A 22,670-nucleotide genomic window follows, 5' to 3' on the forward strand; every position below is an offset into this window, starting at 1 on the left:
CTTTATTGGGCTCGCTAGCGGCTCGGCTCTTCTTACAGCTTTCATTTATGCTGCTACGCTTATATAATTTTGTGTCCCCTTTCCCCTTATATAGATAGTGATAGAAAAAACGACCGTTTATGCCCGGTCGTTTTTTCTTACCCTGATTCGTGAGAGCTAATAATCAGTAGGGATGAAGAGAATTTCCACTGATTAAAGTTTCACTTTATATTTTTCTTTCATGTAATTCTTTTAAAAGCTGTATCATTTCAGCTTGTTGTTTTATCTTCTTACGACCATTTCGATTAATCGCTGCAAGTTCACATGCAATTCCAACAGCAAAGAAAAACAATAAACTTTCTAACATATAAAATCCTCCAAATGCATTGTCTATTAGACAGCTTGGCGCAACTGTTCTTCTTGTAAAACTTGCTTATTCCTATTTTCTTCTTTACGCTGATATGTATTATTTCGGATGAGAGCTGTAATAACAAGAAGTGTTCCCACAATATCAAAAGTTGTTACCTTATATCCTTGTAGCATCATAATGACCAATGTAGTAATTGGGACAAAGTTAATAAATAAAATCCCATTAATTGATGATAAAATTTTCACGCCGTAGTTCCACGTAAGTAGTGCTACAATGCCTGGTAATGTCATCATAAATAATAAATCATACTTGACGATAGAAATCGTTTCCACACTCGGTACTGGTACATATCCTAACATTGTAATTATCATTGTTAAGATACCTGTTACAGCTGTACCAAATACACATGTCAATGTTGAATAACGAAGTGTAGACCAATCACTAAATGTTTGTCCCCCCATCGTATAAATTACCCAACCCACAACACCGACGAAAATAAATGCTAGTGGAAACAGATTATCTTTTAACGTAAGAAAGAAACTCATATCCCCTTTTGTAATAACAAAAACAGCTCCAATAAAGGCAATAATCATACTTGTAATCATATATTTCTTCGGTTTTATATGCTTATATCCCCATAGGATACCAATTGAAATCATCGGCATAAGTGCCTCCATAGTAGACGCTACCATAACACCGGGTTTCCCCATTAACATTTGTCCTAAAAAAATAAGCACATTATATACAGTGAACGCCATCGTTCCGAAAAAGACGAGTAACTTTCCTTTTCCTTCTAAACGAAATGCACTCTTACCTTCTTTTATCAACAATAATAAAACCAATACAATCGCTACTGCCCCGTAACGAATGAATGAAAAATAAAATGGATCTATATACTCTAGTGCGTGATCAGCAACAGGAAACATTGCTCCCCATGACATACTCGCAATTAAGCAAGCTAGCGCACCTACTATCATTTGACCTTTTCTCACCGTAATCCCCCGCCTTTATGTAATTCTCAATGTATTGCACAATGAGAATTGTAAAAGAAAAAACATATCACGTAAAATGATTCAAAATGATGCTATCTATCACTTATAATGATATTTGATAACAAGGAGGAATACGCAGTGGAACTAAGAGACTTACAAATTTTCCAAAGCGTTGCAGATCACGGAAGTGTTAGCAATGCGGCAAAGGAATTAAACTATGTGCAGTCTAACGTTACAGCACGTATTAAACAACTAGAAAACGAATTAAAAACCCCTCTCTTTTACCGGCATAAGCGAGGAATGACATTAACTGCAGAAGGAAGAAAAATGCTCACTTACGTCAATAAAATTTTGCAAGATGTCGAAGAACTGAAGCAAGTATTTTTAGATAGCAATGTACCATCTGGGATTTTAAAAATTGGTACAGTAGAAACGGTTAGTACATTGCCTACTATCCTATCTTCTTACTACAAAGAATATCCAAATGTTGATTTATCACTGCAAGCAGGTTTAACAGAGGAACTTATTAAAGAAGTTATCGATCATAAACTAGATGGCGCCTTTATATCAGGACCTATTAAACATCCACTATTAGAACAATACGATGTTTGTACAGAACAACTTGTCCTTGTCACACAAAATAAGGCTTTTCATATAGAAGAATTTATCACAACACCACTCCTTGTCTTTAATCAAGGATGCGGATATCGCTCTAAGCTAGAACGCTGGCTCAAAGATGAGGGTTTACTTCCAAAAAGAATCATGGAATTTAATATATTAGAGACGATTTTAAACAGCGTTGCACTCGGCCTTGGGATTACAATCGTGCCGCAATCCGCCGTTCGGCACCTTTCTACTACAGGTAAGGTTCACTGTCATCCGATTCCTGAAAAATATGGGAGCATTTCAACTGTCTTTATACGCCGTAAAGATACCTATATGACCAATTCGATGCGAAGCTTTTTAAAGACAATCGAGAAGCGCCATCATATAAACTTGCTTTAAAAGACATTCTTATACGAATGTCTTTTTTTCTTACAAAACTGTAATCCTGCCGTAAGCTAATTCGATAGTTACTCCTGTCTATATTTCATATAATTAAGACAGAAACAGGGCAACAATACACATTCGAAAAGGAGCGGATACATATGATGCACAAAATGAAAACAAATAAATTCGTAAATACAATGGGCATGGTGTTATCTGCTCTAATCGATGCAAAAGCAGTTGCTACTACATTAAACAAATAAGGACAGAATGAATATGAATCAAACTATCACCTTTAACAAATTAGACTTTATTGGACTCGCAAGCGGCGCAGCTCTTCTTACAGCTTTCATTTACGCACTTGCTCAAGGTCTTGTCTTATAAAATTGTTTTCCCAAACCCCTTTATATAGAGAAAAAGCTGCTTGTCTTATGGACAAGCAGCTTTTTCAATTTGTTTCATATATAATTTGACCTGTTTTACTTATATCGTATCCACCAATTGCTCGTAATTCATTTTTAAAATCTTTAGATTGCAGAATTTCTTTTATTGCTTCGATTAACTGTTTATTTTCTGCGGTTTTTAAAATGACTAAATCGTATTGTTCTTTCATAACAGGAATAAAATCTACATTCACAATTTGAGCTACTTTCTCTGCCCCTACGCCAACATCCGCTTTTTCGTTAGCAATTTGAGAAGCAACACCAAGATGATTTGATTCTTCCCAATCATACCCTCGAATATTTGCTTTAGCTAACTTTTGAATTCTCACCTGTTCATCTACTAGTACACGAATTCCTGATCCTTTTTCACGATTTATAAATTGAATAAACGGATTTGCTAGGTCAGCCCATGTCTGTATTCCTTTTGGATTTCCCTTTTGGACATAAAAACCGACATTTCTTGCTAATAGATTTATTACAATACATGGCTGTCCGACTAAAATTCGTTTTACATACGGAATGTTATATTCCCTTGTCTCTCCATCAAACAAGTGTAAACTAACGACGCTTCCCTCTCCTTGGTACATTTTAATTAAACTCGTTAAACTACCTTGGTAAGCCCTTAGTATAGTAGAATTTGGCAACCGGCCTTCTATATGTTTCGCTAGCATATCTAATGTTAACTCTTGTCCACTAATCACACAGGCGTTTTCTCTACTCTTTTCTTCTATTTTTGGAGGAGTAGTTTGTACTTTTCCTGTTTTCATTTGCTTAATATATTGTTCTAAATCCACTGCGTCAATACGCATTTGTCTACCAACTCTGTAAGAAGGTAGTTTCCCTTTTTTAATTAGGTCATACACAGTCAACTTCGATACTTTTAGTCGCTTTGCTACTTCTTCCGTTGTGTAGGAATGATGATCCATAGACGATTCCTCACTTTCTCTTTTCATTGTAACAAAGAAAGAAAATTTCTCCTATTTTTTCAAAAAGTGATTTATTTCACATTATAATTAATTATATCTATTTATAATTAATTATAATTAGTTATAATTAATATGGTAAAAAGAAAGGGGATTATATTTATGAACAAATTTACGTTACGGTACATCGGGGTATTAATGCTTTCTTTCCTTTTTATATTTAGTGCAGCATGTACAAGCGGGGAAAAGAAAGAAAAAACGACTGCTACAGAAGATAAAACAGTTGAACTTACTATATCTGCAGCTGCAAGTTTACAAGATGCTTTCAAAGAAATCGAAAAACAATATACACAGAAAGAACCAAACATTAAACTTTCCTTTAACTTTGGTGGTTCTGGTGCACTTCAGCAACAAATTGAACAAGGAGCGCCTGCTGATCTATTCTTTTCTGCAGCAGAAGACAAATTTCAAACGCTTGTAAAAAAAGGATTTATCAATGAAAAAGAAGGAAAGAATCTTCTTGGAAATGAACTCGTTTTAGTTGTCCCAAAAGACAGTTCTATTAAAACATTTCAAGAATTAAAAGAAGAAAAGGTGAAGAAATTAGCAATTGGTACACCTGGATCTGTACCAGCTGGGAAATACGCAAAAGCTTCTCTGACACATGAAAATCTTTGGAATGATCTTCAAAACAAAATTGTATTTACAAAAGACGTTCGCCAAGTTTTAACATATGTAGAAACAGGAAATGTAGATGCTGGTATTGTATACAAAACAGATGCTCTCATTTCAGACAAAGTAAAAATTGCTGATGCAGCACCAGCTAATTCTCATGAACCTATCCACTATCCAGTCGGGGTTATAAAAGAATCCAAGCACAAGAAAGAGGCGACTTCATTCTATGAATATTTACAGTCAAAAGATGCACAATCTATCTTTAAAAAATATGGATTTACAATCCTATCTTAATAATCATGGCATTTGATACAATTTGGTCACCTGTTTTTCTTTCCTTGCGAGTAGCTGCACTTGCCACCATTATTGTTATGATTTTCGGCACAGTGATTGGACGAATATTAGCACGCTCCTCGTGGCGTTATAAAGTGTTATTAGAAACGGTTTTCTTATTACCGATGGTACTTCCGCCAACTGTTATTGGTTTCTTTCTCATTATTATTTTCGGGAATAATAGTCCGGTTGGAAAGTGGATTGAATCCTTATTTCAGCACTCTATTATGTTTACATCTTGGGCTGCTATCATTGCTTCAACAGTTGTCTCATTCCCACTTATGTACCAATCGGCAAAAACAGGATTTTCTATTGCCAATGAACAAATTGAAGACGGAGCACGCGACCTAGGAGCAAGTGAATATCAAGTCTTTTTGCACGTCACACTACCACTTGCGTTTCCTGCACTACTTAGCGGTATGATTTTAAGTTTTGTGCGTGCACTCGGCGAGTTTGGCGCGACACTTATGTTCGCTGGAAACATTCCTGGAAAAACACAAACGATTCCAACCGCCATTTATATGGCAATTGACGCCAGTAATATGCACCTTGCTTGGACACTTGTTATCATAACAGTTAGTATGTCACTCCTATTTTTATTGTGTATCCAACTTATTAATAAAAGAATTACTTCTCCTTAAAGCAGCTTTCGACAAAAGCTGCTTTTTATTTCCCGAAAAATAAATTGTTTTGTAGAATAAACAATTTATCCCGCTATTTGTAGGCAGTAATGCCCCTCACCTTACAAAACTGGAATCTTCCTGTAAGCTAATTCGATAGTTACTACTGTCCATGTTTCTTATAATTAAGACATAAAGTAACGCTTTCGGGAAGTGGATTGTCCCCCTCTTCTCATTAACTAAAAAGAGCTTAATAACTTTATTTCCCCAACCCCCTTTTAAAAAAAGATCTCAAGCTGAGATCTTTTTTATTATATATAAATAACAGAATTTTATCATTTATATAAATATACATTCTATTTGAATTTACTTTCTAAAAGGTACACTTTCCTGTTATTATATGGAGGTGTTTGAAAAAATGAAGAAATGAAAACGCATTTATATCGTGAATTCTTCATCATGTTTTAGCGATCGGTAAGCCTCTACTTTCTACGTGGAGAATTACCGATCGTTAGAACGATTTAAATTATATTAATATAACAGCATGAAGGGAGTCTTGTAATGGACATTTTATTAGCGCTTCTTCCTGCAATCGCATGGGGAAACATCTTATTAGTAAGCGTAAAAATGGGCGGTGGTGCATATAGCCAAACGGTAGGTATGACAATCGGTGCTCTATTCTTCGCAACAATTATGTATGTATTTACTCAACCAGCTTTAACAATGACAGTCTTAATTGTTGGTTTCATTTCAGGTTTATTCTGGGCTTTAGGACAAGTAAACCAATTAAAAACGGTTGAAAAGTTAGGTGTTTCAACAACTGTAACAATTTCTACAGGTATGCAACTTGTTGCAACTTCTATCTTTGGAGTTATTGCTTTTCGTGAGTGGACTACTACTACTACGATTATTCTGGGAACGATTGCAATCTTATTAATTGTAGTGGGTGTTGTATTTACTTCACTAGATGATAAAGAAAACGCACAGCCACCAGGACAACTGAAAAAAGGACTTTTAACTTTAATTGTTTCTACTTTCGGCTACCTTGTATATGTAATTATTATTCGTTGGTACAATATTGATGGTTGGTCTGCTATTTTACCACAAGCAGTCGGTATGTTTGTTGGAGCGGTTGTACTGACATCTAAACATAAACCATTTAACAAATATGCAGTTCGTAACGCATTATCTGGTTTGCTTTGGGGAACAGGAAACTTATTCTTGCTTCTTTCATTACCACGAGTTGGAGTCGCAACTAGCTTCCCACTTTCTCAAACTGGAATCGTTATCTCAACATTCGGTGCAATCGTCTTCTTAGGTGAGAAGAAAACAAAACGCCAATTAGTATTTATTGCGCTAGGTAGTGTTCTAATTATCGGCGGTGCTGTTCTACTTGGTATGACAAAATCATAATTAGACAATCTATTAATAAAACCCCCAAAGCACGCTTTGGGGGTTTCCTATTTACTATTAAAATCTCTTTCTAAGCGTAATTGTTTATATGATCTCTTTTTTCATAATTCGATTTCCATTCTAGTAAACCATCAATACATAAGAATACATTAATTATCGCTAAAATTAGCATTACATATAAACCAGTCGAAATATAAATAACAATACTTACTACATTATAAAGAATCCATAAGTGCCAATTCTCTAGAATTTTCCTACTTAACATAAATTGAGCAACAAGTCCTAACACTGCATTTAAAGCATCTAAATATGGACTTACTGAGCCTAAATAACGGATTTGATAATACCCCCAACCAATCCAAGCAACTAAAATGAAAATGGTATAAAGAATCCACCCTTTCACATCTAAGCGAACTGTCGGCTTCACATCCTCTTCCCCGCTACGTGCAACCCAGTAATACCAACCATATACGTTAAATATAAATTGGAATACTGCTAATAGGGCCATCGCAAATAGCCCTTGTGTGATGAAGATATATAAAAAAGATGCAACTGTAATCATCCCAAATATATAATGCTTTCTCTACACACATTATAAAGAAGGCACCTATCTATTTCCATGTTTTTCTAATCACTTATCCTCATTGAATAATTACTTTACATGTATTAATCTCTACAACGGATTTATATAAGTCTTTTCTTTTTACAAAGATCTCTGAAAGATGTTATCGTTTTTTATAACATATTCTAAGCAGGAAGGAATAAAGGATATGACAAAGAAACATCGAATTTTATTTATTGGTGCTGGCCGTATGGCAGAAGCAATTTTTGCTGGGCTACTCAAGACAAGTAAAGAACACATCGAAGAAATTATTGTGTCTAATCGAAGCAACATAGAAAAACTCCAGCAACTAAAGCAACAATATGGTGTCTCCATCACAAATGATTGGAAGCAGCATATCACATCTGTTGATACCATTGTCTTAGCAATGCCACCTACTGCACATGAACAATTATTAGCGGAGTTATCTCCTCTTCTATCTCACCAGTTTGTCGTGACGGTTGCCGCTGGAATCGGTCCGTCTTATTTAGAAGAAAAACTTCCTCAAGGTACACCTGTTGCTTGGATTATGCCAAATACAGCTGCAACGATCGGAAAGTCTATCTCCTTATATACAATGGGACGTTCCATAAATGAAACACATCAAGAAACTTTACAGCTGCTTTTAAAAGGAATTGGTACATCACAGCTTTGTACGGAAGAAGAAGTTCATCAGCTTACCGCTGTTACTGGAAGTGCACCTGCCTTCCTTTACCACTTTGCTGAAGGCTTAATTGAAGCAACAAAAAGCTATGGAATCGATGAAGCAACAGCAAAACATCTTGTCATTCAAATGATTGCTGGTTCAGCTTCAATGCTTCAGCAAGAGCAGGATCCAGCACTGCTTCGTGAACAAGTAACAACACCCGGTGGTTCGACTGCAGAAGGTTTAAAAGTTTTATACGAATATAATTTTCCAAAGATCCTTCACCAAGCAATTGAAGCAACGAATAAAAAAGCTAGGGGGAAATAATATGACATTAACAAGCTTGCAAGATTACACAACATTACATAATGGTGTAAAAATGCCTTGGTTTGGCTTAGGGGTTTTTAAAGTTGAAGATGGTACAGAAGTAATCGATTCTGTAAAAGCAGCTATAAAGAATGGATACCGTAGCATCGATACAGCTGCGATATATAAAAACGAAGAGGGCGTTGGACAAGCACTTCGAGAATCTGGTGTTCCTCGTGAAGAACTATTTATCACATCAAAAGTATGGAATAGTGATCAAGGTTATGAGTCAACGTTACAAGCCTTCGAAACGACATTACAAAAACTAGGTTTAGAATATTTAGACCTATACTTAGTACATTGGCCTGTAAAAGAAAAATATACCGAATCATGGACAGCATTAGAAAAACTTTATAAAGATGGCCGCGTTCGTGCAATCGGTGTTAGTAATTTTCATATTCATCACCTACAAGATGTATTAGAAATTGCTGAAATTAAGCCAATGGTTAACCAAGTTGAATACCATCCACGTTTAACGCAAGAAGAACTTCATGCTTTTTGTAAAGAACATCGTATTCAACTGGAAGCTTGGTCACCATTAATGCAAGGACAACTACTTGATCATCCAGTACTACAAGAAATTGCTACAAAGCATAACAAATCAACTGCACAAATTATTTTACGCTGGGATCTGCAAAATGAAGTTGTAACGATCCCTAAATCAATTAAAGAGCATCGCATTATTGAAAATGCAAATATCTTTGATTTCGAATTAAACACCGAAGACATGAACGCAATTCAGGCACTAAATGAAAATCACCGCGTCGGTCCAGATCCTAATAATTTTAACTTTTAGAAAGAAAGCCAATGTGCATGCACGTTGGCTTTCTTCAACTTAAAAAAACTGAAAATTACAACTACATTCCGTTTGATTGACAGTTCATTCGTCAAGGTGTAAGATTTTGAATAATCAAAGAAACAAAAAAATTAATAAAACTTACTTGTTTACTCATTGTATCTAGAGAGGTGGAGGGACTGGCCCTTTGAAACCTCGGCAACAGGTTCATTTTGAATACTGTGCCACTTCCTGCAAGCTTTAAGCTTGAAAGATAGAATGAGGGACTTCGTTTATATACGGGCACATTCCTTATAAACAAAAATCCCTCTTTCTGGATAAGAAAAGAGGGATTTTTGTTTCCCTCATAAATTGTTCATCATTCATTTAAAAAAGAAGCAAACAATTTAAGGAGGAATTTTACATGAAAAAGAAATTTGCACCGGCTGTCGCATCTGTTTTAGGAGCAAGTATTTTGTTAACAGGGTGCGGTAGCTATAAAGATGATGCCAGCGGAGCGAAAGCAAAAGATCAAGCACCAGACAAACAAGTATTAAACTTATCATCTCCTACAGAAATTCGTACAATGGATACCGCTCGTGCAACAGATACTGACTCTGGTCAAGTAATGAGAAACGTATTTGAAGGTTTGTATAATCTAGGAGAAGGAAACAATCCTGTACCTGGTGTTGCAAAATCCCATGAAGTGAGCACTGATAAAACGAAGTATACATTCCACTTACGTGATTCTAAATGGTCAAATGGCACACCAGTTACAGCAAAAGATTTTGTCTTTGCTTGGCAACGTGCTGTTGATCCAGCGACAGCTTCTGAATATGCATTTTTATTCTTTGATATTACAAACGCGAAAAAGATTAATAGTAAAGAACTTCCGGTTGATCAACTCGGTGTAAAGGCGATCGATGATCACACTTTTGAAGTTGAATTAGAGCGTCCTGTTCCATACTTTATTAGTTTAACAGCGTTCCCAACATTCCTACCGATTAATGAAGAATTCCTCAAATCGCAAGGCGATAAATATGCATTAGAGGATAATAAGATTATCTATAATGGAGCCTTTACATTAAGTGATTGGAAGCATGAACAAAGCTTTAAATTTAAGAAGAACCCTAACTATTGGGATAAAGATAACGTAAAACTTGAAGAAGTTAACTTCAATGTGGTAAAAGAAAAATCAACAGAAGTAAATTTATTTGAATCAAAACAACTAGATCGTGTGAAATTAACATCTGATTTTGTTGATAAATACCGTAAAGATAAAAACTTCAAAGAACGCCCAAACGTAGGTGTCCAATTCTTACGTATGAATCAGCAAAATAAAATTCTACAAAATGTTTATGCGCGCCAAGCTATTGATAAAACAATCGATCAAAAATCATTTGTAAACACATTACTAAATGATGGTTCTACACCAGCTTACAGTCTCGTTCCTAAGAATTTCGCAAAAGGACCAGATGGTAAAGACTTCCGATCTATAAATGGTAATTTAACAAAAACAGATACAAAAGAAGCTCAAGAATTATGGAAAAAAGCTAAACAAGAGCTGGGCTCCGAAAAAATAACATTAGAACTACTTACAAATGATTCTGATCTTGATAAGAAAACAGGTGAATTTTTAAAAGGACAACTAGAAAAGAATTTAGATGGATTAACAGTAAATATAAAAACTCAGCCACGTAAACAACAAGTATCATTATTATTAAAAGGTGAATATGAAATTGGAATCGATGGCTGGAGCCCAGACTTTGCTGATCCAATCACGTTCCTAGAACTTTTCACAACAAATAATCCTTACAATTTAGATCATTACTCTAACAAAGAGTTTGATAGCATAATTGAAAAAGTAAAAACTGATTTAGCTGCTGATGAAAAAGCTCGTTGGGAAGCTTTACAAACAGCAGAAAAAACCTTATTTAAGGATTCTGTAATTTCCCCACTCTACCAAAAAGGTGAATCTTATCTAGAGCGTTCTTATGTCAAAGGTATTGTACAAGTGGACTTTGCAGGACAATTAAACTTTAAATGGGCAAAAATAGAAAAATAATCGAATCTTGCGGAAGTAAATTGTAGGAATAATCTCAATCAGTAAAAGAAAGGGTATCCCTCATACGGATACCCTTTTCTTTATGCTTCTTTTACTACTTTCCTCTTTCCTTTTAATATTACTGATATCCCCACAGCAACTAGCGCCGCCATTTGTGTAATAGCGATTATAAATAATAGTGAGATAACATTACCTTTTAACTCTCCACCACCAAATATTATTGTATAATAACCATTCGCAGCATATGTTGCGGGAAATAATTCACCAATTGTTTGATATGTTTTTGATAGCATCGCATGTGGTACCATCACACCAGAGCTTACAAGTTGTAATGATAGCGAAATAATATTAAACAACATACCCGCATTTCCAAATAAAGTGAGAAACATCTGCGTTAATGATAGGAAAGCAAAAAAGACAATGGTTTGGAATATCCACACATTCCATACTGTTTCTTGCACTTCAATTTGAAATCCTTTCATTAAAACAATTGTAATGCATGCAAGTAAAGTGGATACTATGCCGTTAATTACTTGTCGCGATAAGAAATTACTCCACCCTCCCTCTACCTGTTTTGCCACTTTAGATAACTCCATACCCATAATCATCGCTCCTACAAATGAAGCTAACACGATCATAAGCGGTACCATATTTACAGAAAATCCTTTTGCATCATTCACTTTATAAATCGTAAATCCAACTGAGTCTTCTGTTAATCCTTTTATTGCTTCTACACTGCCTGGTCCCGCAGCTTGTAATTTTCCAGCAACTACTTGCCGTTTATAGCTTGATACCTCTTTATTTACATTATCACGAACTTGTTTTGCGACTCCTTCCATCATCTGCTTTGCCATCATAGCGTTTGCTTGATTAATATGAAAGTTTAAATCTGTCTTTCCTTGTTCACTTATATCCTTTGAAAAAGAAGCAGGAATTTCAATAATCATATCGTATACATGTTCATCCATTTCTTCTTTTGCTTTTTCCATAGACTTCTCTTTCGTTACTTGAAAAGGCAGGTTCTTCTGTAATCCTTCTGCTATTTTACTTCCTATGTTCGTATCCTGATTCACAATAGCGATTTGCATTTGATCCGTTCTTTCATTTACTCCATCATACCCTGTTAACCAAACGCAAAAGAAAATAAGTTGGAAAGCCAACGCCACCACAATCCCTACATACGTACCTGGTATTTTTAAAAACTTTTTCAATATATTCATCTTCTCACCCTTTCGCAAGCAAGTACATACTTGCATTCAATTTTAAATAAATACTAGGGTCTTAATGCCCTAGCATATAACACTATATTATTTTCAATAAAATTCTCATCATTGATTTCTATGAGTCGATTTTCAAAGCGTAATTTGGATAGAAAATAACCAAAATTAATCCATATGAAGTTCATTACTTGTGCTTCAATATTTGTATCAATAATTTTCCCCTTTTTCTGCATCTTTTCAAAATAAATCATCAATTCTTCTTTTAGTCCTTTTGGTATCTTAGAAATTTCATCATCTAATTCAGGAAATTCGCCTGTTTCACGTATACCGATAGAAATGATGTCTTTCGCTTCATTCAAAAATTTATGATAGTGCCTTGCTAAATTCTTCAAATCCGTTTCTAATTCCCACACAATTTCTGTTTGTAAAAACTGTTTTAAATGCGGCACATATGAAAATTCATAAACAGCTGCTTCAATGATGCCCTTTTTATTTTTAAAATTTCGAAATATGGTTACTTCATTGACGCCAGCACGCATCGCGATTTCTTTTGTTGTTGCTGCTTTATATCCTTTTTCTTTCACTAACTCAATTGCTGCTTGAATAATTTTTTCTGCTGTCTTTGTGCGTGCCATACAATCCTCTCTTCCTCATGCAAGTGATCACTTACATTTAGATTATATAACTTTTCTGAACATTGTCAATCCACTTTTTATAAATTCATAAAGAATGGTACTCGTATAAACAGCCAAAAATTTGAATGATGGTTAATATCAAACTAAATAAAAACAGAACTAGCATACTTATATGTAAAGACGGCTGAAATATAGTAATTGCTCCCCAAACTCCTATAATAAAAAAGAGGAATTGAGCTATCACTCCAATAGGGTGCAACCATATCCTCGTCTTTTGTTTTGTGGTCTTTACTAAAAAACCGATAACCGTAAATAGTGTTAGTGCAATAAGCGCTAACCATCTTCCATAAGCAACATCATAAGGTTCAATTTGACTTGGAAATATAAAATGAATGATACGAAATAATAGAATACCAACACCTATACAAATAAGTAAAGCTAGTAAACATTCCACACTAGCTGTAATTAAAGATTTTAAAAGCAGTTTTCTTTTCCTTATTATTTCTATCATTTCACCCAGCACACCAATTATAAATAGTACAAAAAACCATATAAAGAAATAAAACGGAGTCTCTAACTTTAATAATTCTGTGATTGAATAAAATAACATTTTCCACATGTGTTCTTTCTCACCTTTTCTTATTCTTCTACTTCTTCAAATAGTAAATTTATAGGCTCTTCCGAAAGAGTCTCATAAAAATTTTTCGCCAAATCCGTTGATGGCACCTTTTCATCCACTTCATCCAATCGAAAACCATCCGCCCATATGCAGCCTTCTCCTGATAATAAAATGCCAAATGCAATGCCGAGCGCTTCTTCTTTTATATCCAGTACAACTGAATAAGGCTGCCAGTTTGTCGTATTTTTAATTGGACGATTTTGCATATTATCCATAGCTAATGGCTCTGTATCTTTTCCATCAACACGCATCCATAATCCCGCCCAGTCTTTCACACCTTTACTTTTAATAAATGCCGTTAGACGCAAACGTTTACCACGATATTGATCTGCTTTAAACATTTGCATAAGTGTTGTAAATCCACCATGTGTAACATCCTCTTTGGCTTTTATATAAGCTGCTGTTTTTCCTTGATGAACACTTTGATAATCTAATCCCATTTCATATTCCCCAGGATGACTTCCGCTTAATACCCACCCTTTTGGTAATCCTTTTTGCATAGCAACTCCCTCTCTTTCTATATAAAACGATTGAAAGTACGTACGATATCTTCTCGGCGGCAAATGAAACATCTTTTTAAAGGATCTTGTAAATGCCTCCTGTGAAGAAAAACCATATTGCATAGCAATATCCAGAACTGATCTACCTGTCATTACTAATGCCTGCGCAGCATGTGTCAACCGACGCTTGCGAAGATATTCTGTAACGCTCATTCCAAGGTGCCCTTGGAATATACGATGAAAATGATACATCGATACTGCACTATAAGAAGCTACTCTTTCTGTTGTTAACTCTTCATCTAAATGTTCTTCAATATAAGTAATTGCTTTTTTAATCACATCTTTATATTCCTCATACATTTCAGCCCCTCCTTACACTCTCAATTTACCATATACATACAATTTATTTTTGATTTAAATTGCGAAATATACCGTTTATCCCATGACACATAAAGAAAATAAATTATTATACTCACATACATAATTACATGAAATTGGGAAAAACTTGTATGGAAGGAAGATACAACAAGGAGGAATATATAATGAGAATTTTACTTTCAGTTTTATTAGCACTTATGCTAGTACCTGCATTAACAGGGTGTACTCCACCTAAAAAAGAGGATGCAACTTCTGATAAGAAAACAACAGAAAATGCAAAAAATGAAGCACCTGCTGATTTGAAGCTTAACTTTAATGAATTTAGTTTAGATGCGGATTATCAAGATACGAAAAAAGATTACGAAGCTGACTATAAAAATAAAGCAGCCGACAAAAAAATGGAAGCAAAAATTGAAGACCATAAAACTGATGCAAAGCTAACTGGCGACGAAGCGGTCACAAAACTAAGTCCTCTTCTACAAAAGCTAACATTTGATAAAGACACACCTGATCAAGAAGTAATCGATCAAGTAATGGATGTATTCCAGCTCGATAAAGACTATCAAAAATTTGATTTAGAAGTTGTCTTTTCTGATGGAACGAAGAAAGAGTATAAGAAGGAAATTAAATAAAGAAGTAGGCGAGTTGCCTACTTCTTTATTTTGGGTTATTTTTTCGCATGACGTAAGCTTGGTTCAGAACCAATAATATATTCTAGACCAGATACAGATGATTTTTGCAAATAAGAATCTGTTGGGAACAGAATCGGAATTAAAGGATATTCTGTAAACATAATGTCTTCTGCTTGATGCAATAAATCGAAACGTTTATTTTCATCCTGTTCTACTTTTGCTTGATTAATTAAATTATCGTAATCTTTATTGAACCATTTTGCATAGTTACTTGGTCCGTCACCTGCATAAATTTCTAATGTCGCACTTGGATCTAGGAATGATCCACCCCATCCCATGTATGCAATTTGGAAATCACTTTGTTTATACATATCAATATAACTCTTCCATTCTTTACTTTCTAGTTTCACATCTACTCCAAGGCTTTTCTTGAACATTTCTTGAAGTGCTTCCGCCACTTTTTTCTGGTCTGAATGTTTCAATGTTACTTCTGGAAGTGTAGTCCACCCTTCTTCCTTCATTCCTTCCTCTAACAACGCTTTTGCAGCCGCTGGATCATATTTAAAGTAATCTCCTTTTTCTTTACGGAAATCACGGCCACTTTCTGTTTTCGCACCTTCCGGAACAAATCCATATGCTTCTTTTGCATTATTTTTCATGATTTTCTCTACAATAAATTTACGATCAACCGCTAGTGCAAATGCTTTACGAACTTTTGCATTTGTAAATGGTGCTTTTTCTGAGTTAAATGAGTAGATGCTTGTTGAGAAATCTTGCATTTTTTTGTATTCCTTATTATTTTTCTCTTTTTCAATTGCATCTTGTGACAATTTAGATACTAAATCCAATTCACCTGACTTATATAATTGATAAGCAGTTTTAGACTCTGGAATAATGCGGAACTCAATTTCTTTTAATGTAACCTTTTTATCATAAAAATCTTTATTTTTTTCTACAACAACCGCCTGATTATGTTTCCACTCTTTCAATTTAAATGGCCCATTTGTAAGTAATCCTTTTGGATCTGTTTTCAATTTCCCTTTGTCATCAATTGATTTTTTAGAAAGCGGAATAAATAATGACTGTGCTAATTTTTGTTTAATAGATGGTACTGGGTGATCAAATTGTAATTTCAGTGTTTGATCATCTATCGCTTGAATTCCTACGGCATCCTCTGCACCTTTTCCAGTATTAAATGCTTCTGCACCTTTAATGAAATACAACTCTGTTGCATTCATAGATCCTGTTTTAGGATTTAATATGCGTTTCCAAGCAAATTCAAAATCTTTAGCTGTCAGTAGTGAACCATCAGACCATTTTAAATCTTTTTTCAAATGGAATGTATATTCTTTTCCATCTGAACTCGCTTCTTCCTTGTCTAATAAATCTTTCTCGATTTTCCCATCACTTGTTTGTCTATATAAACTAGCAAATAAGTGTTCAATTACATAATTCGAGTTATTGTCTGTTGAAATAGCTGAATCTAAAGTATAAGGATCACTACCAAGATTCGTTACAAAACGATCTCCTTTACTAGCACTTGCTTTTGATGTTTCTTTCTTACCACAACCGACCAAAGCAATCGCTAAAACTGTCATAATGGCAAAAATTAAAAACTTCTTCATCCTACATTCTCCTTTAGCCTGAAATTTTTGGTGTGGATTCTAATAATGTTTTTGTATAAGAATGTTGTGGATTACGGAAAACTTCATCCGTGTCTCCAAATTCAACAAGTTCCCCCTTGTATAAGACAGCTACTTTCTCACATAAATAATGCACCATCGGTAAATCGTGAGCGATGAACAAATATGTATAGCCTTGTTCCTTTTGGATTTGCTGTAGCAAATGCACAACCTGTATTTGTAAAGAAACATCCAATGCTGAAATAGGTTCATCTAGTATTAACACTTCAGGCTCACATAGTAGCGCCCGTGCAATTGCAATACGCTGACGTTGACCACCGCTGAATTCATGTGGATAACGATCAATATATCGTCTATCTAATCCCACACGCTCTAACGCTTCGCCAGCAATTCGATCCTTTTCTTTCTTATCTCCTAACCCAAACGAGATATATCCTTCTGTTACACTATCTCGAACTTTCCAGCGTGGGTTTAATGCCGCAGTAGAATCTTGAAAAATAAATTGTACCTTTTGTAAGAATGTACGCTTTTCCTTTGATTTAAGCGTATGAACAACTTGTCCATTATAATCAATCTCACCAGAGGAAGGCTTTTCAATTCCAGCAATTAACTTTCCAAGTGTTGTTTTACCAGAACCACTTTCTCCGATAATTCCAAGAGTTGTTCCCTTTGGTATGGATAGTGATATATCTTTTAACGTTGCAATCTCTCGTCCCTTATCTCCATATGTTTTTGTTACTTGCTTCACTGTAATTAAATCTATTGTCATGAGGCATTCACCTTCTCTTTTGATTTGCCTTTGTTTTTCTCAGCAATATGCTTCCAGCAATGTGAAATATGCTCTGGTGAATATGATGTCTCCTGCGGAAAACGATGGATACATTCTTTCATCGCGACCGGGCAACGGTTCACAAACGGGCAACCAAAACTGTTTAACGTTTCAATCGATGGCGTTGTTCCCTCAATTGCATGGAGTACTTTTTCGGAATCATCCATATTTGGAATTGCCTGTAATAAACTTTTCGTATAGGGATGCTGAGGTGATTCAATTACTTCTTGAATTGTTCCTTTTTCAACGACACGCCCTCCATACATCACGACAACCCGATCTGCCACTTCGCGTACGAGAGCAAGGTCATGCGTAATTAATAAAATACTCGTATGCTGTTTTACTTTTCGTTCTTTTAATAACTCCATAATTTGCTTTTGAATTGTTACATCTAATGCAGTTGTAGGCTCATCTGCAATTACAATCTTTGGATGACAAGCAAATGCAATTGCTAAACAAATACGTTGCCTCATACCTCCGCTTAGTTGATGTGGATATTGTTCAAAGCGTTTTTCCGGTTCGTGTATCCCTAAATCACCTAGCAACTCAATTGCAATTGCCTTCGCCTCTTTCTTCGATTTCTTCTCATGTTGCAAAATAACTTCCGTAATCTGTCTTCCTACTTTCATCGTTGGATTTAACGATGAAAGTGGATCCTGAAATATAAAGGAAATATCTTTCCCTCTAATTTGATTCCATTCTGTTTCTTGTAAACTTGTTAACTCTCCATCTTGAAAAGATATATTCCCCTCATCGATATTAATTGACTCTTGATTTAATCCAACAATTGATTGTGCAGTTACACTTTTTCCCGAACCACTTTCTCCAACAAGTGCAACAATTTCACCTTCGTCGATAGAAAAAGAAACATGTTTCACAATTGCTTGCGTACTATTCTCTTTCTCAACGGCTAACGTTACGTTTTCTAAAGATAAGAGCTGTCCCATGTTCTTTCCCCTTTCGATTTCGTTTTACAATTTTTGGATCAATCGCATCTTGCAAACCATCACCAATGGCATTAAATGCAAACATAATTAACGCAATCATTAACGCTGGGAAAAAGAGTTGCCACCATTCTCCGCTCAATAACGTCCCAAGCGCATCATTTGTCATCGTCCCCCAGCTTGCGGCTGGAGATTGAATTCCAAGTCCTAGGAAACTTAAGAATGATTCTGAGAAGATAGCAGCTGGAATTGTAAATGATAAATTTACGATAATAATACCTGTTAAGTTTGGAATTAAATGTCCATAAATAATCTTCATATGGGATGTTCCTAGTCGCTCAGCAGCAATGACAAATTCCCTTTGCTTTAACGAGAGCACCTGTGCACGAATGAGTCTTGCCATTCCAATCCATCCCGTTAATGCAAGAGCAAGAATAATAGTAAAAAGTCCTGGTTCCATCACAATCAATAATAAAATAACAATTAGTAAGTATGGGATACCGTATAATACTTCAATACCGCGTACAATAGATTCATCAATTAATGTTCCAAGGCGATTACGTCCTTGTATATACCCACTAAAACCTCCAATAAGTACACCTAGTCCAATATCAAGTGCAGCTGCTATTAACCCAACTGTTAGCGAGATTTTCCCGCCAGCCCAGGTCCGCGCCCAAACATCTCGTCCTAGTTCATCTGTTCCAAACCAGTGTTCACTACTAGGCGGCAAATTTGTCGCTTCTTTTATTTGCTCATTCGCACTAAATGAAGTTACACTTTCACCGATAAGTGAAAAAACAATAATTAATAGTAAAGTAATAGCTCCTATAATTGCTATCGGGTTTGACATGAACTTTTGAAATACTTCTTTTTTACGGCTAATTGTGTGTTGGTCTTTATTCGCCGTCAATGCTTTCTTATCCTCAGCCGTTAATGGCTGATCATCAAATTCGTAAGCCCTCATCTAAATTCCCCTCCTCACGTAATAGAACGAATACGCGGATCAATTATGCGATGAATAATATCAGTAATAAAAATACAACCAATTAACAGTGCACTATAGAAAACCGTCGTCCCCAGAATAACGGGATAATCTCGGTTAAAAATACTGTCTACAAAATATTTCCCTAGTCCGGGAATCGAGAAGATTTTTTCAATAACAAACGTTCCTGTTAACAAACCTGCCATTAGTGGACCTACAAATGTAAGTACTGGAACGATTGCATTTCGAAGTGCGTGCCTTACAATAATTGTTCGAATCGGTATTCCTTTTGCTCGTGCTAGCTTAATATAATCACTCTGCAGAACTTCAATCATGTTAGAACGAACAAATCTCGTAATAACAGCGATCGGTCCTAACGCTAATGCAAAAGATGGTAATACGGTATGAGCAAATGTGCCCCAAGACGCAACTGGGAGTAATTCAAATTGAATCGCAAACAATTGAATAAATAACGGTGCTAAAATGAAACTCGGAATTGAGATTCCAAGAATCGCAAGTAAACTCACACCATAATCAATCACCTTGCCGTGATATAGTGCCGCAAATGTTCCTGCTGCAATTCCAACTAATAATGAAATAACAAATGCTTGTAAACCAATAATGGCTGATGGTCCAAAACCAGTCGTGATGATTTCTGCTACCCCTTGACCTGTTGATTGAACAGATTCCCCAAAATCAAAGTGAATAACCCCATCTAAATAGGTGACATATTGATTCCATAACGGTTCATCAAGATGATATTTCGCCCGCATATTTTGAACAACTTCCTCCGGGAAAATCTTTGCATCTGATGAAAATGGATCGCCCGGTATAATATGCATAATTAAAAATGTCACAGTAGTAATAATCCATAGTGTAAACACCATAATTGATAGCTTTTTTAAAACATACATCCACATAACCTCCTAAACACATGAATTTACTTTGTATTATTTGCGTATTTGTTCAAATTACTTCTTTTCCCTTTTTCATAATACAAAAAAGCCTTGATCTTAAAAGATAAGATCAAGGCTTAATAATTCTATGCCCATCACTTATCTTTCAAGCCTTGCTTGCTGGAATTAGCACGGTGTTCATCTTTCAGAACCCGCTGCTGAGGTTTCATAGGGCCAGTCCCTCTACCTCTCTGGATAAGTAAATCGTTATATTATTATTTAGTTCGAATTGTATATTTTGAATTATAATTCTGAAAAAAAGAAAAGTCAATAAAAATGGATATATTTAGAAAAATAAGTTTCCAAATACACTTCTCTTTATAGATGTAACCACGAGTAACCATAAGGATACCATTCATATCATTTTATTAAAATTTCTCTTTATAATAAAGTAGAGAATGAATAAAATTATGCCTTCTTATGAAAAGAAGATTTACTATGGATCCATTGCTTATGGCCGTTATAGGATTACCGTTAACAATTGTAATATTAGTTATCATTGGCTTCTATAAATTATTTGTAAAAAAGAAAAGCATCACCTCCTTTTACACCCCATTTGACAACATTACTGGACAAACCATTTCGGAATTTCATGAAGAGCAGAAAATTTTAGTGACTGAAGATGAAGACGGAGATGGGAAAAAGAAAAAATAACCTTGCAATGCGCAAGGTTATTTTTGAGCTTCTTGTTGAAAACGTTTATAATACCCTGAAGCTGTTGAAAAGTGAGCTTCTACATCACGAATTAATGATGAATCTTCATCTTTCGCTAATTTCTCTAATTTTTTCATTGCTTGTTCCGTCTCATCTAAAAAACCAATATACAACTTATGTTCTTGTTCTTTTGATTTAGGAACACGAATTTCTTTACGTATACGATCAATATCTTCTAACATACTTGTTGTCACTCTTTGTACATCCTCTTTAAATTGCGCATGTCCTAATGTCTTTCCTCCCTTTTCCTTCGCTTCTCCCCATAATTTTACCGCTTCATTTAACTCTTTATTCATTTTCTCATCATACTTTTTATGTACATCACGATATACTTTCATATCTTCTTTCTGATCTGCCGATTGTTCTACTTTTTCTTTTGTTTCTTTTGTATCCTTATTTCCATTACATCCTGCTAAAAGAAGCATAGCTCCAAGCAAGATAATACCCCACATTTTCTTCATCTCTTACTCTCCTTTTATCTACATCTACTACTTATCTCGCTATTCGCGGGCGGTACAGTAAAATCCACTTCAGAAAAGAGGAATAACCAGCCCGTAAAAGCCTCCATGTTATCTCCACTTGTTATTATAACGAGAACCATTCAAACTTTGCACTAATGACCTCACTTTTATACACATACCACCATTTTTGTCACAGTATCGTCACTTTATACAATCAGCATCTCCACAATGTCACGTACCACCTTACAAAACTGTAAGCACATATATAGAGTAGAACGTGATAGACTGATATATGAATAAAACAATAATTATTACAATTTGTCTATCCATTTTCACAAAATAAAAGGAGATTTATATATATGTACAATAAAATAATGTTTATGGAAACAGAAATTTCTGTTCTCATTCGTGAAAGATCCCTTCATATCGAAAATACAGAAAGCCTTCGCCGCATATTAAAGAAGAAAAACGCTCCACTTAAACTCGCTCAATACTTAAAACAAGAACATACAAATCAATACGGTACCTTCCTAAACATCTCTGATGAATCATTAGCAATTGAAATTATCGGCCATGTCTATATTGGAAATTTTGCAGATATCTTAAAAAACATTCCTCGTGTACCAAAAATCGCTCCTATCATTGTAGAAAGAGCCTATAGAATTACAGACCATACAGATATTATTGACTGCGGAGAAAAGGAAGTTGATTCAAATCGCTGGGTGTGGGATAAATTGGCCGTTTTATACGATGCAATTATGAATAATATGTATCACATACTTCAAAAAAAATAATAAAAACCCGGTAATATGATATGATCCCCTTATAGTAGACAGTAAAAAGAAAGCACATTAATCTGTTTACTATGGAGGGGATTTTTCTATGGGGAAAATTAGAATAACTTACGAT

At 35.1% G+C, this 22,670-nt stretch carries 26 protein-coding genes and 2 riboswitches; of the genes, 12 read left to right on the top strand and 14 right to left on the bottom strand.

From position 1 onward, the window contains the following. On the top strand, nucleotides 1-67 hold a 67-nt coding region (locus AZF08_RS31295), incomplete at its 5' end, for a DUF3948 domain-containing protein (RefSeq protein ID WP_153019538.1). Nucleotides 68-205: 138 nt separating this feature from the next. Here the strand turns inward: AZF08_RS31295 and AZF08_RS15155 are convergent. Beyond that, nucleotides 206-346: a YrzO family protein gene (locus AZF08_RS15155; protein ID WP_017154289.1), complete on the bottom strand. Its 141-nt coding sequence runs from the start codon at nucleotides 344-346 to the stop codon at nucleotides 206-208. A 26-nt stretch (nucleotides 347-372) separates the two neighbouring features. Continuing rightward, complete coding sequence (locus AZF08_RS15160; RefSeq protein WP_033678631.1) at nucleotides 373-1,341, bottom strand: DMT family transporter; 969 nt, start codon at nucleotides 1,339-1,341, stop codon at nucleotides 373-375. A 138-nt stretch (nucleotides 1,342-1,479) separates the two neighbouring features. On the opposite strand from AZF08_RS15160, the gene AZF08_RS15165 reads away from it, so the two are divergent. Continuing rightward, the gene (locus AZF08_RS15165; protein WP_033678629.1) at nucleotides 1,480-2,346 is read left to right on the top strand and encodes a LysR family transcriptional regulator; all 867 of its coding nucleotides are present in this window, start codon (nucleotides 1,480-1,482) and stop codon (nucleotides 2,344-2,346) included. Between the two features lie 258 nt (nucleotides 2,347-2,604). After that, nucleotides 2,605-2,712 carry a DUF3948 family protein gene (locus tag AZF08_RS28750; RefSeq protein WP_082246206.1) on the top strand — a complete coding sequence of 36 codons (108 nt, stop codon included), beginning with the start codon at nucleotides 2,605-2,607 and terminating at the stop codon, nucleotides 2,710-2,712. A gap of 64 nt (nucleotides 2,713-2,776) precedes the next feature. On the opposite strand, the gene AZF08_RS15170 is transcribed toward AZF08_RS28750, so the two are convergent. Then, nucleotides 2,777-3,724 carry a helix-turn-helix transcriptional regulator gene (locus AZF08_RS15170; protein ID WP_033678627.1) on the bottom strand — a complete coding sequence of 316 codons (948 nt, stop codon included), beginning with the start codon at nucleotides 3,722-3,724 and terminating at the stop codon, nucleotides 2,777-2,779. Between the two features lie 132 nt (nucleotides 3,725-3,856). On the opposite strand from AZF08_RS15170, the gene modA reads away from it, so the two are divergent. The 3 genes from modA to AZF08_RS15185 all read left to right on the top strand — a co-directional run bounded on the left by modA (nucleotide 3,857) and on the right by AZF08_RS15185 (nucleotide 6,735). After that, nucleotides 3,857-4,663, top strand: a complete 807-nt coding sequence (gene modA / locus AZF08_RS15175) for a molybdate ABC transporter substrate-binding protein (protein ID WP_033678625.1) — start codon at nucleotides 3,857-3,859, stop codon at nucleotides 4,661-4,663. 5 nt (nucleotides 4,664-4,668) lie between these two features. After that, nucleotides 4,669-5,343: a molybdate ABC transporter permease subunit gene (modB, locus tag AZF08_RS15180; protein WP_033678622.1), complete on the top strand. Its 675-nt coding sequence runs from the start codon at nucleotides 4,669-4,671 to the stop codon at nucleotides 5,341-5,343. Nucleotides 5,344-5,883: 540 nt separating this feature from the next. Further along, nucleotides 5,884-6,735, top strand: a complete 852-nt coding sequence (locus AZF08_RS15185; protein ID WP_033678620.1) for a GRP family sugar transporter — start codon at nucleotides 5,884-5,886, stop codon at nucleotides 6,733-6,735. Nucleotides 6,736-6,805: 70 nt separating this feature from the next. On the opposite strand, the gene pnuC is transcribed toward AZF08_RS15185, so the two are convergent. Beyond that, nucleotides 6,806-7,297, bottom strand: coding sequence for a nicotinamide riboside transporter PnuC (gene pnuC, locus AZF08_RS15190; protein ID WP_051725937.1), 492 nt, complete (start codon nucleotides 7,295-7,297; stop codon nucleotides 6,806-6,808). Between the two features lie 208 nt (nucleotides 7,298-7,505). On the opposite strand from pnuC, the gene proC reads away from it, so the two are divergent. The 3 genes from proC to AZF08_RS15205 all read left to right on the top strand — a co-directional run bounded on the left by proC (nucleotide 7,506) and on the right by AZF08_RS15205 (nucleotide 11,188). Next, on the top strand, nucleotides 7,506-8,309 hold the full coding sequence (proC, locus tag AZF08_RS15195) for a pyrroline-5-carboxylate reductase (RefSeq protein ID WP_033678618.1): 804 nt from the start codon (nucleotides 7,506-7,508) through the stop codon (nucleotides 8,307-8,309). Nucleotide 8,310: 1 nt separating this feature from the next. Continuing rightward, on the top strand, nucleotides 8,311-9,144 hold the full coding sequence (locus AZF08_RS15200; protein ID WP_033678617.1) for an aldo/keto reductase: 834 nt from the start codon (nucleotides 8,311-8,313) through the stop codon (nucleotides 9,142-9,144). Between the two features lie 155 nt (nucleotides 9,145-9,299). Continuing rightward, nucleotides 9,300-9,404, top strand: a riboswitch (SAM riboswitch). Between the two features lie 143 nt (nucleotides 9,405-9,547). Then, a complete protein-coding gene (locus AZF08_RS15205; RefSeq protein WP_033678615.1) occupies nucleotides 9,548-11,188 on the top strand; it encodes a peptide ABC transporter substrate-binding protein in 1,641 nt (546 codons plus the stop codon). Between the two features lie 80 nt (nucleotides 11,189-11,268). On the opposite strand, the gene AZF08_RS15210 is transcribed toward AZF08_RS15205, so the two are convergent. The 4 genes from AZF08_RS15210 to AZF08_RS15225 form a co-directional block, all read right to left on the bottom strand. Continuing rightward, on the bottom strand, nucleotides 11,269-12,408 hold the full coding sequence (locus tag AZF08_RS15210) for a YhgE/Pip domain-containing protein (protein ID WP_033678614.1): 1,140 nt from the start codon (nucleotides 12,406-12,408) through the stop codon (nucleotides 11,269-11,271). A 53-nt stretch (nucleotides 12,409-12,461) separates the two neighbouring features. After that, nucleotides 12,462-13,043: a TetR/AcrR family transcriptional regulator gene (locus AZF08_RS15215; RefSeq protein ID WP_033678612.1), complete on the bottom strand. Its 582-nt coding sequence runs from the start codon at nucleotides 13,041-13,043 to the stop codon at nucleotides 12,462-12,464. A gap of 85 nt (nucleotides 13,044-13,128) precedes the next feature. Next, entirely contained in the window at nucleotides 13,129-13,662 is a 534-nt protein-coding gene (locus tag AZF08_RS15220; RefSeq protein WP_033678610.1) for a DUF5823 family protein, read from the bottom strand. 20 nt (nucleotides 13,663-13,682) lie between these two features. Further along, the gene (locus tag AZF08_RS15225) at nucleotides 13,683-14,582 is read right to left on the bottom strand and encodes a helix-turn-helix transcriptional regulator (RefSeq protein WP_033678608.1); all 900 of its coding nucleotides are present in this window, start codon (nucleotides 14,580-14,582) and stop codon (nucleotides 13,683-13,685) included. Between the two features lie 182 nt (nucleotides 14,583-14,764). On the opposite strand from AZF08_RS15225, the gene AZF08_RS15230 reads away from it, so the two are divergent. After that, nucleotides 14,765-15,232 (top strand): YusW family protein, encoded by a 468-nt coding sequence (locus tag AZF08_RS15230; RefSeq protein ID WP_033678605.1) that lies wholly within the window; start codon nucleotides 14,765-14,767, stop codon nucleotides 15,230-15,232. Between the two features lie 35 nt (nucleotides 15,233-15,267). Here the strand turns inward: AZF08_RS15230 and AZF08_RS15235 are convergent, their stop codons facing one another. The 5 genes from AZF08_RS15235 to AZF08_RS15255 are packed head-to-tail and all read right to left on the bottom strand — an operon-like array spanning nucleotide 15,268 to nucleotide 20,544. After that, complete coding sequence (locus AZF08_RS15235; protein ID WP_033678602.1) at nucleotides 15,268-16,857, bottom strand: peptide ABC transporter substrate-binding protein; 1,590 nt, start codon at nucleotides 16,855-16,857, stop codon at nucleotides 15,268-15,270. 13 nt (nucleotides 16,858-16,870) lie between these two features. Next, nucleotides 16,871-17,644, bottom strand: a complete 774-nt coding sequence (locus tag AZF08_RS15240) for an ABC transporter ATP-binding protein (protein WP_033678599.1) — start codon at nucleotides 17,642-17,644, stop codon at nucleotides 16,871-16,873. Then, entirely contained in the window at nucleotides 17,641-18,651 is a 1,011-nt protein-coding gene (locus AZF08_RS15245; RefSeq protein ID WP_033678597.1) for an ABC transporter ATP-binding protein, read from the bottom strand. The genes AZF08_RS15240 and AZF08_RS15245 overlap by 4 nt, the downstream gene beginning before the upstream one ends. Next, nucleotides 18,608-19,612, bottom strand: a complete 1,005-nt coding sequence (locus tag AZF08_RS15250) for an ABC transporter permease (RefSeq protein WP_033678594.1) — start codon at nucleotides 19,610-19,612, stop codon at nucleotides 18,608-18,610. The genes AZF08_RS15245 and AZF08_RS15250 overlap by 44 nt, the downstream gene beginning before the upstream one ends. A gap of 14 nt (nucleotides 19,613-19,626) precedes the next feature. Further along, on the bottom strand, nucleotides 19,627-20,544 hold the full coding sequence (locus AZF08_RS15255) for an ABC transporter permease (protein WP_033678592.1): 918 nt from the start codon (nucleotides 20,542-20,544) through the stop codon (nucleotides 19,627-19,629). A gap of 138 nt (nucleotides 20,545-20,682) precedes the next feature. Further along, a riboswitch (SAM riboswitch) is annotated at nucleotides 20,683-20,788 on the bottom strand. Between the two features lie 236 nt (nucleotides 20,789-21,024). Here AZF08_RS15255 and AZF08_RS15260 point away from each other — a divergent pair. Continuing rightward, complete coding sequence (locus AZF08_RS15260) at nucleotides 21,025-21,240, top strand: DUF3951 domain-containing protein (RefSeq protein ID WP_033679238.1); 216 nt, start codon at nucleotides 21,025-21,027, stop codon at nucleotides 21,238-21,240. Between the two features lie 17 nt (nucleotides 21,241-21,257). Here the strand turns inward: AZF08_RS15260 and AZF08_RS15265 are convergent, their stop codons facing one another. Beyond that, nucleotides 21,258-21,761: a lipoprotein gene (locus tag AZF08_RS15265; RefSeq protein ID WP_033679236.1), complete on the bottom strand. Its 504-nt coding sequence runs from the start codon at nucleotides 21,759-21,761 to the stop codon at nucleotides 21,258-21,260. Between the two features lie 359 nt (nucleotides 21,762-22,120). On the opposite strand from AZF08_RS15265, the gene AZF08_RS15270 reads away from it, so the two are divergent. Further along, nucleotides 22,121-22,555: a hypothetical protein gene (locus AZF08_RS15270; RefSeq protein WP_033679235.1), complete on the top strand. Its 435-nt coding sequence runs from the start codon at nucleotides 22,121-22,123 to the stop codon at nucleotides 22,553-22,555. Nucleotides 22,556-22,670 lie beyond the last annotated feature (115 nt).

The sequence above is a fragment of the Bacillus gaemokensis genome, from assembly GCF_001590835.1.
GTDB lineage: Bacteria > Bacillota > Bacilli > Bacillales > Bacillaceae_G > Bacillus_A > Bacillus_A gaemokensis.

What these genes read in the sequence shown, in the direction of transcription:
- AZF08_RS15240 (WP_033678599.1), bottom strand. Translation starts at nt 17,644, where the DNA reads ATGACAATAGATTTAATTACAGTGAAGCAAGTAACAAAAACATATGGA.
- AZF08_RS15215 (WP_033678612.1), bottom strand. Translation starts at nt 13,043, where the DNA reads ATGGCACGCACAAAGACAGCAGAAAAAATTATTCAAGCAGCAATTGAG.
- AZF08_RS15250 (WP_033678594.1), bottom strand. Translation starts at nt 19,612, where the DNA reads ATGAGGGCTTACGAATTTGATGATCAGCCATTAACGGCTGAGGATAAG.
- AZF08_RS15200 (WP_033678617.1), top strand. Translation starts at nt 8,311, where the DNA reads ATGACATTAACAAGCTTGCAAGATTACACAACATTACATAATGGTGTA.
- AZF08_RS28750 (WP_082246206.1), top strand. Translation starts at nt 2,605, where the DNA reads ATGAATCAAACTATCACCTTTAACAAATTAGACTTTATTGGACTCGCA.
- AZF08_RS15210 (WP_033678614.1), bottom strand. Translation starts at nt 12,408, where the DNA reads ATGAATATATTGAAAAAGTTTTTAAAAATACCAGGTACGTATGTAGGG.
- AZF08_RS15185 (WP_033678620.1), top strand. Translation starts at nt 5,884, where the DNA reads ATGGACATTTTATTAGCGCTTCTTCCTGCAATCGCATGGGGAAACATC.
- AZF08_RS15270 (WP_033679235.1), top strand. Translation starts at nt 22,121, where the DNA reads ATGTACAATAAAATAATGTTTATGGAAACAGAAATTTCTGTTCTCATT.
- AZF08_RS15255 (WP_033678592.1), bottom strand. Translation starts at nt 20,544, where the DNA reads ATGTATGTTTTAAAAAAGCTATCAATTATGGTGTTTACACTATGGATT.
- pnuC (WP_051725937.1), bottom strand. Translation starts at nt 7,297, where the DNA reads ATGATTACAGTTGCATCTTTTTTATATATCTTCATCACACAAGGGCTA.
- AZF08_RS15235 (WP_033678602.1), bottom strand. Translation starts at nt 16,857, where the DNA reads ATGAAGAAGTTTTTAATTTTTGCCATTATGACAGTTTTAGCGATTGCT.
- AZF08_RS15230 (WP_033678605.1), top strand. Translation starts at nt 14,765, where the DNA reads ATGAGAATTTTACTTTCAGTTTTATTAGCACTTATGCTAGTACCTGCA.
- AZF08_RS15265 (WP_033679236.1), bottom strand. Translation starts at nt 21,761, where the DNA reads ATGAAGAAAATGTGGGGTATTATCTTGCTTGGAGCTATGCTTCTTTTA.
- AZF08_RS15155 (WP_017154289.1), bottom strand. Translation starts at nt 346, where the DNA reads ATGTTAGAAAGTTTATTGTTTTTCTTTGCTGTTGGAATTGCATGTGAA.
- modB (WP_033678622.1), top strand. Translation starts at nt 4,669, where the DNA reads ATGGCATTTGATACAATTTGGTCACCTGTTTTTCTTTCCTTGCGAGTA.
- AZF08_RS15245 (WP_033678597.1), bottom strand. Translation starts at nt 18,651, where the DNA reads ATGGGACAGCTCTTATCTTTAGAAAACGTAACGTTAGCCGTTGAGAAA.
- AZF08_RS15260 (WP_033679238.1), top strand. Translation starts at nt 21,025, where the DNA reads ATGGATCCATTGCTTATGGCCGTTATAGGATTACCGTTAACAATTGTA.
- AZF08_RS15170 (WP_033678627.1), bottom strand. Translation starts at nt 3,724, where the DNA reads ATGAAAAGAGAAAGTGAGGAATCGTCTATGGATCATCATTCCTACACA.
- AZF08_RS15220 (WP_033678610.1), bottom strand. Translation starts at nt 13,662, where the DNA reads ATGTGGAAAATGTTATTTTATTCAATCACAGAATTATTAAAGTTAGAG.
- proC (WP_033678618.1), top strand. Translation starts at nt 7,506, where the DNA reads ATGACAAAGAAACATCGAATTTTATTTATTGGTGCTGGCCGTATGGCA.
- AZF08_RS15225 (WP_033678608.1), bottom strand. Translation starts at nt 14,582, where the DNA reads ATGTATGAGGAATATAAAGATGTGATTAAAAAAGCAATTACTTATATT.
- AZF08_RS15205 (WP_033678615.1), top strand. Translation starts at nt 9,548, where the DNA reads ATGAAAAAGAAATTTGCACCGGCTGTCGCATCTGTTTTAGGAGCAAGT.
- modA (WP_033678625.1), top strand. Translation starts at nt 3,857, where the DNA reads ATGAACAAATTTACGTTACGGTACATCGGGGTATTAATGCTTTCTTTC.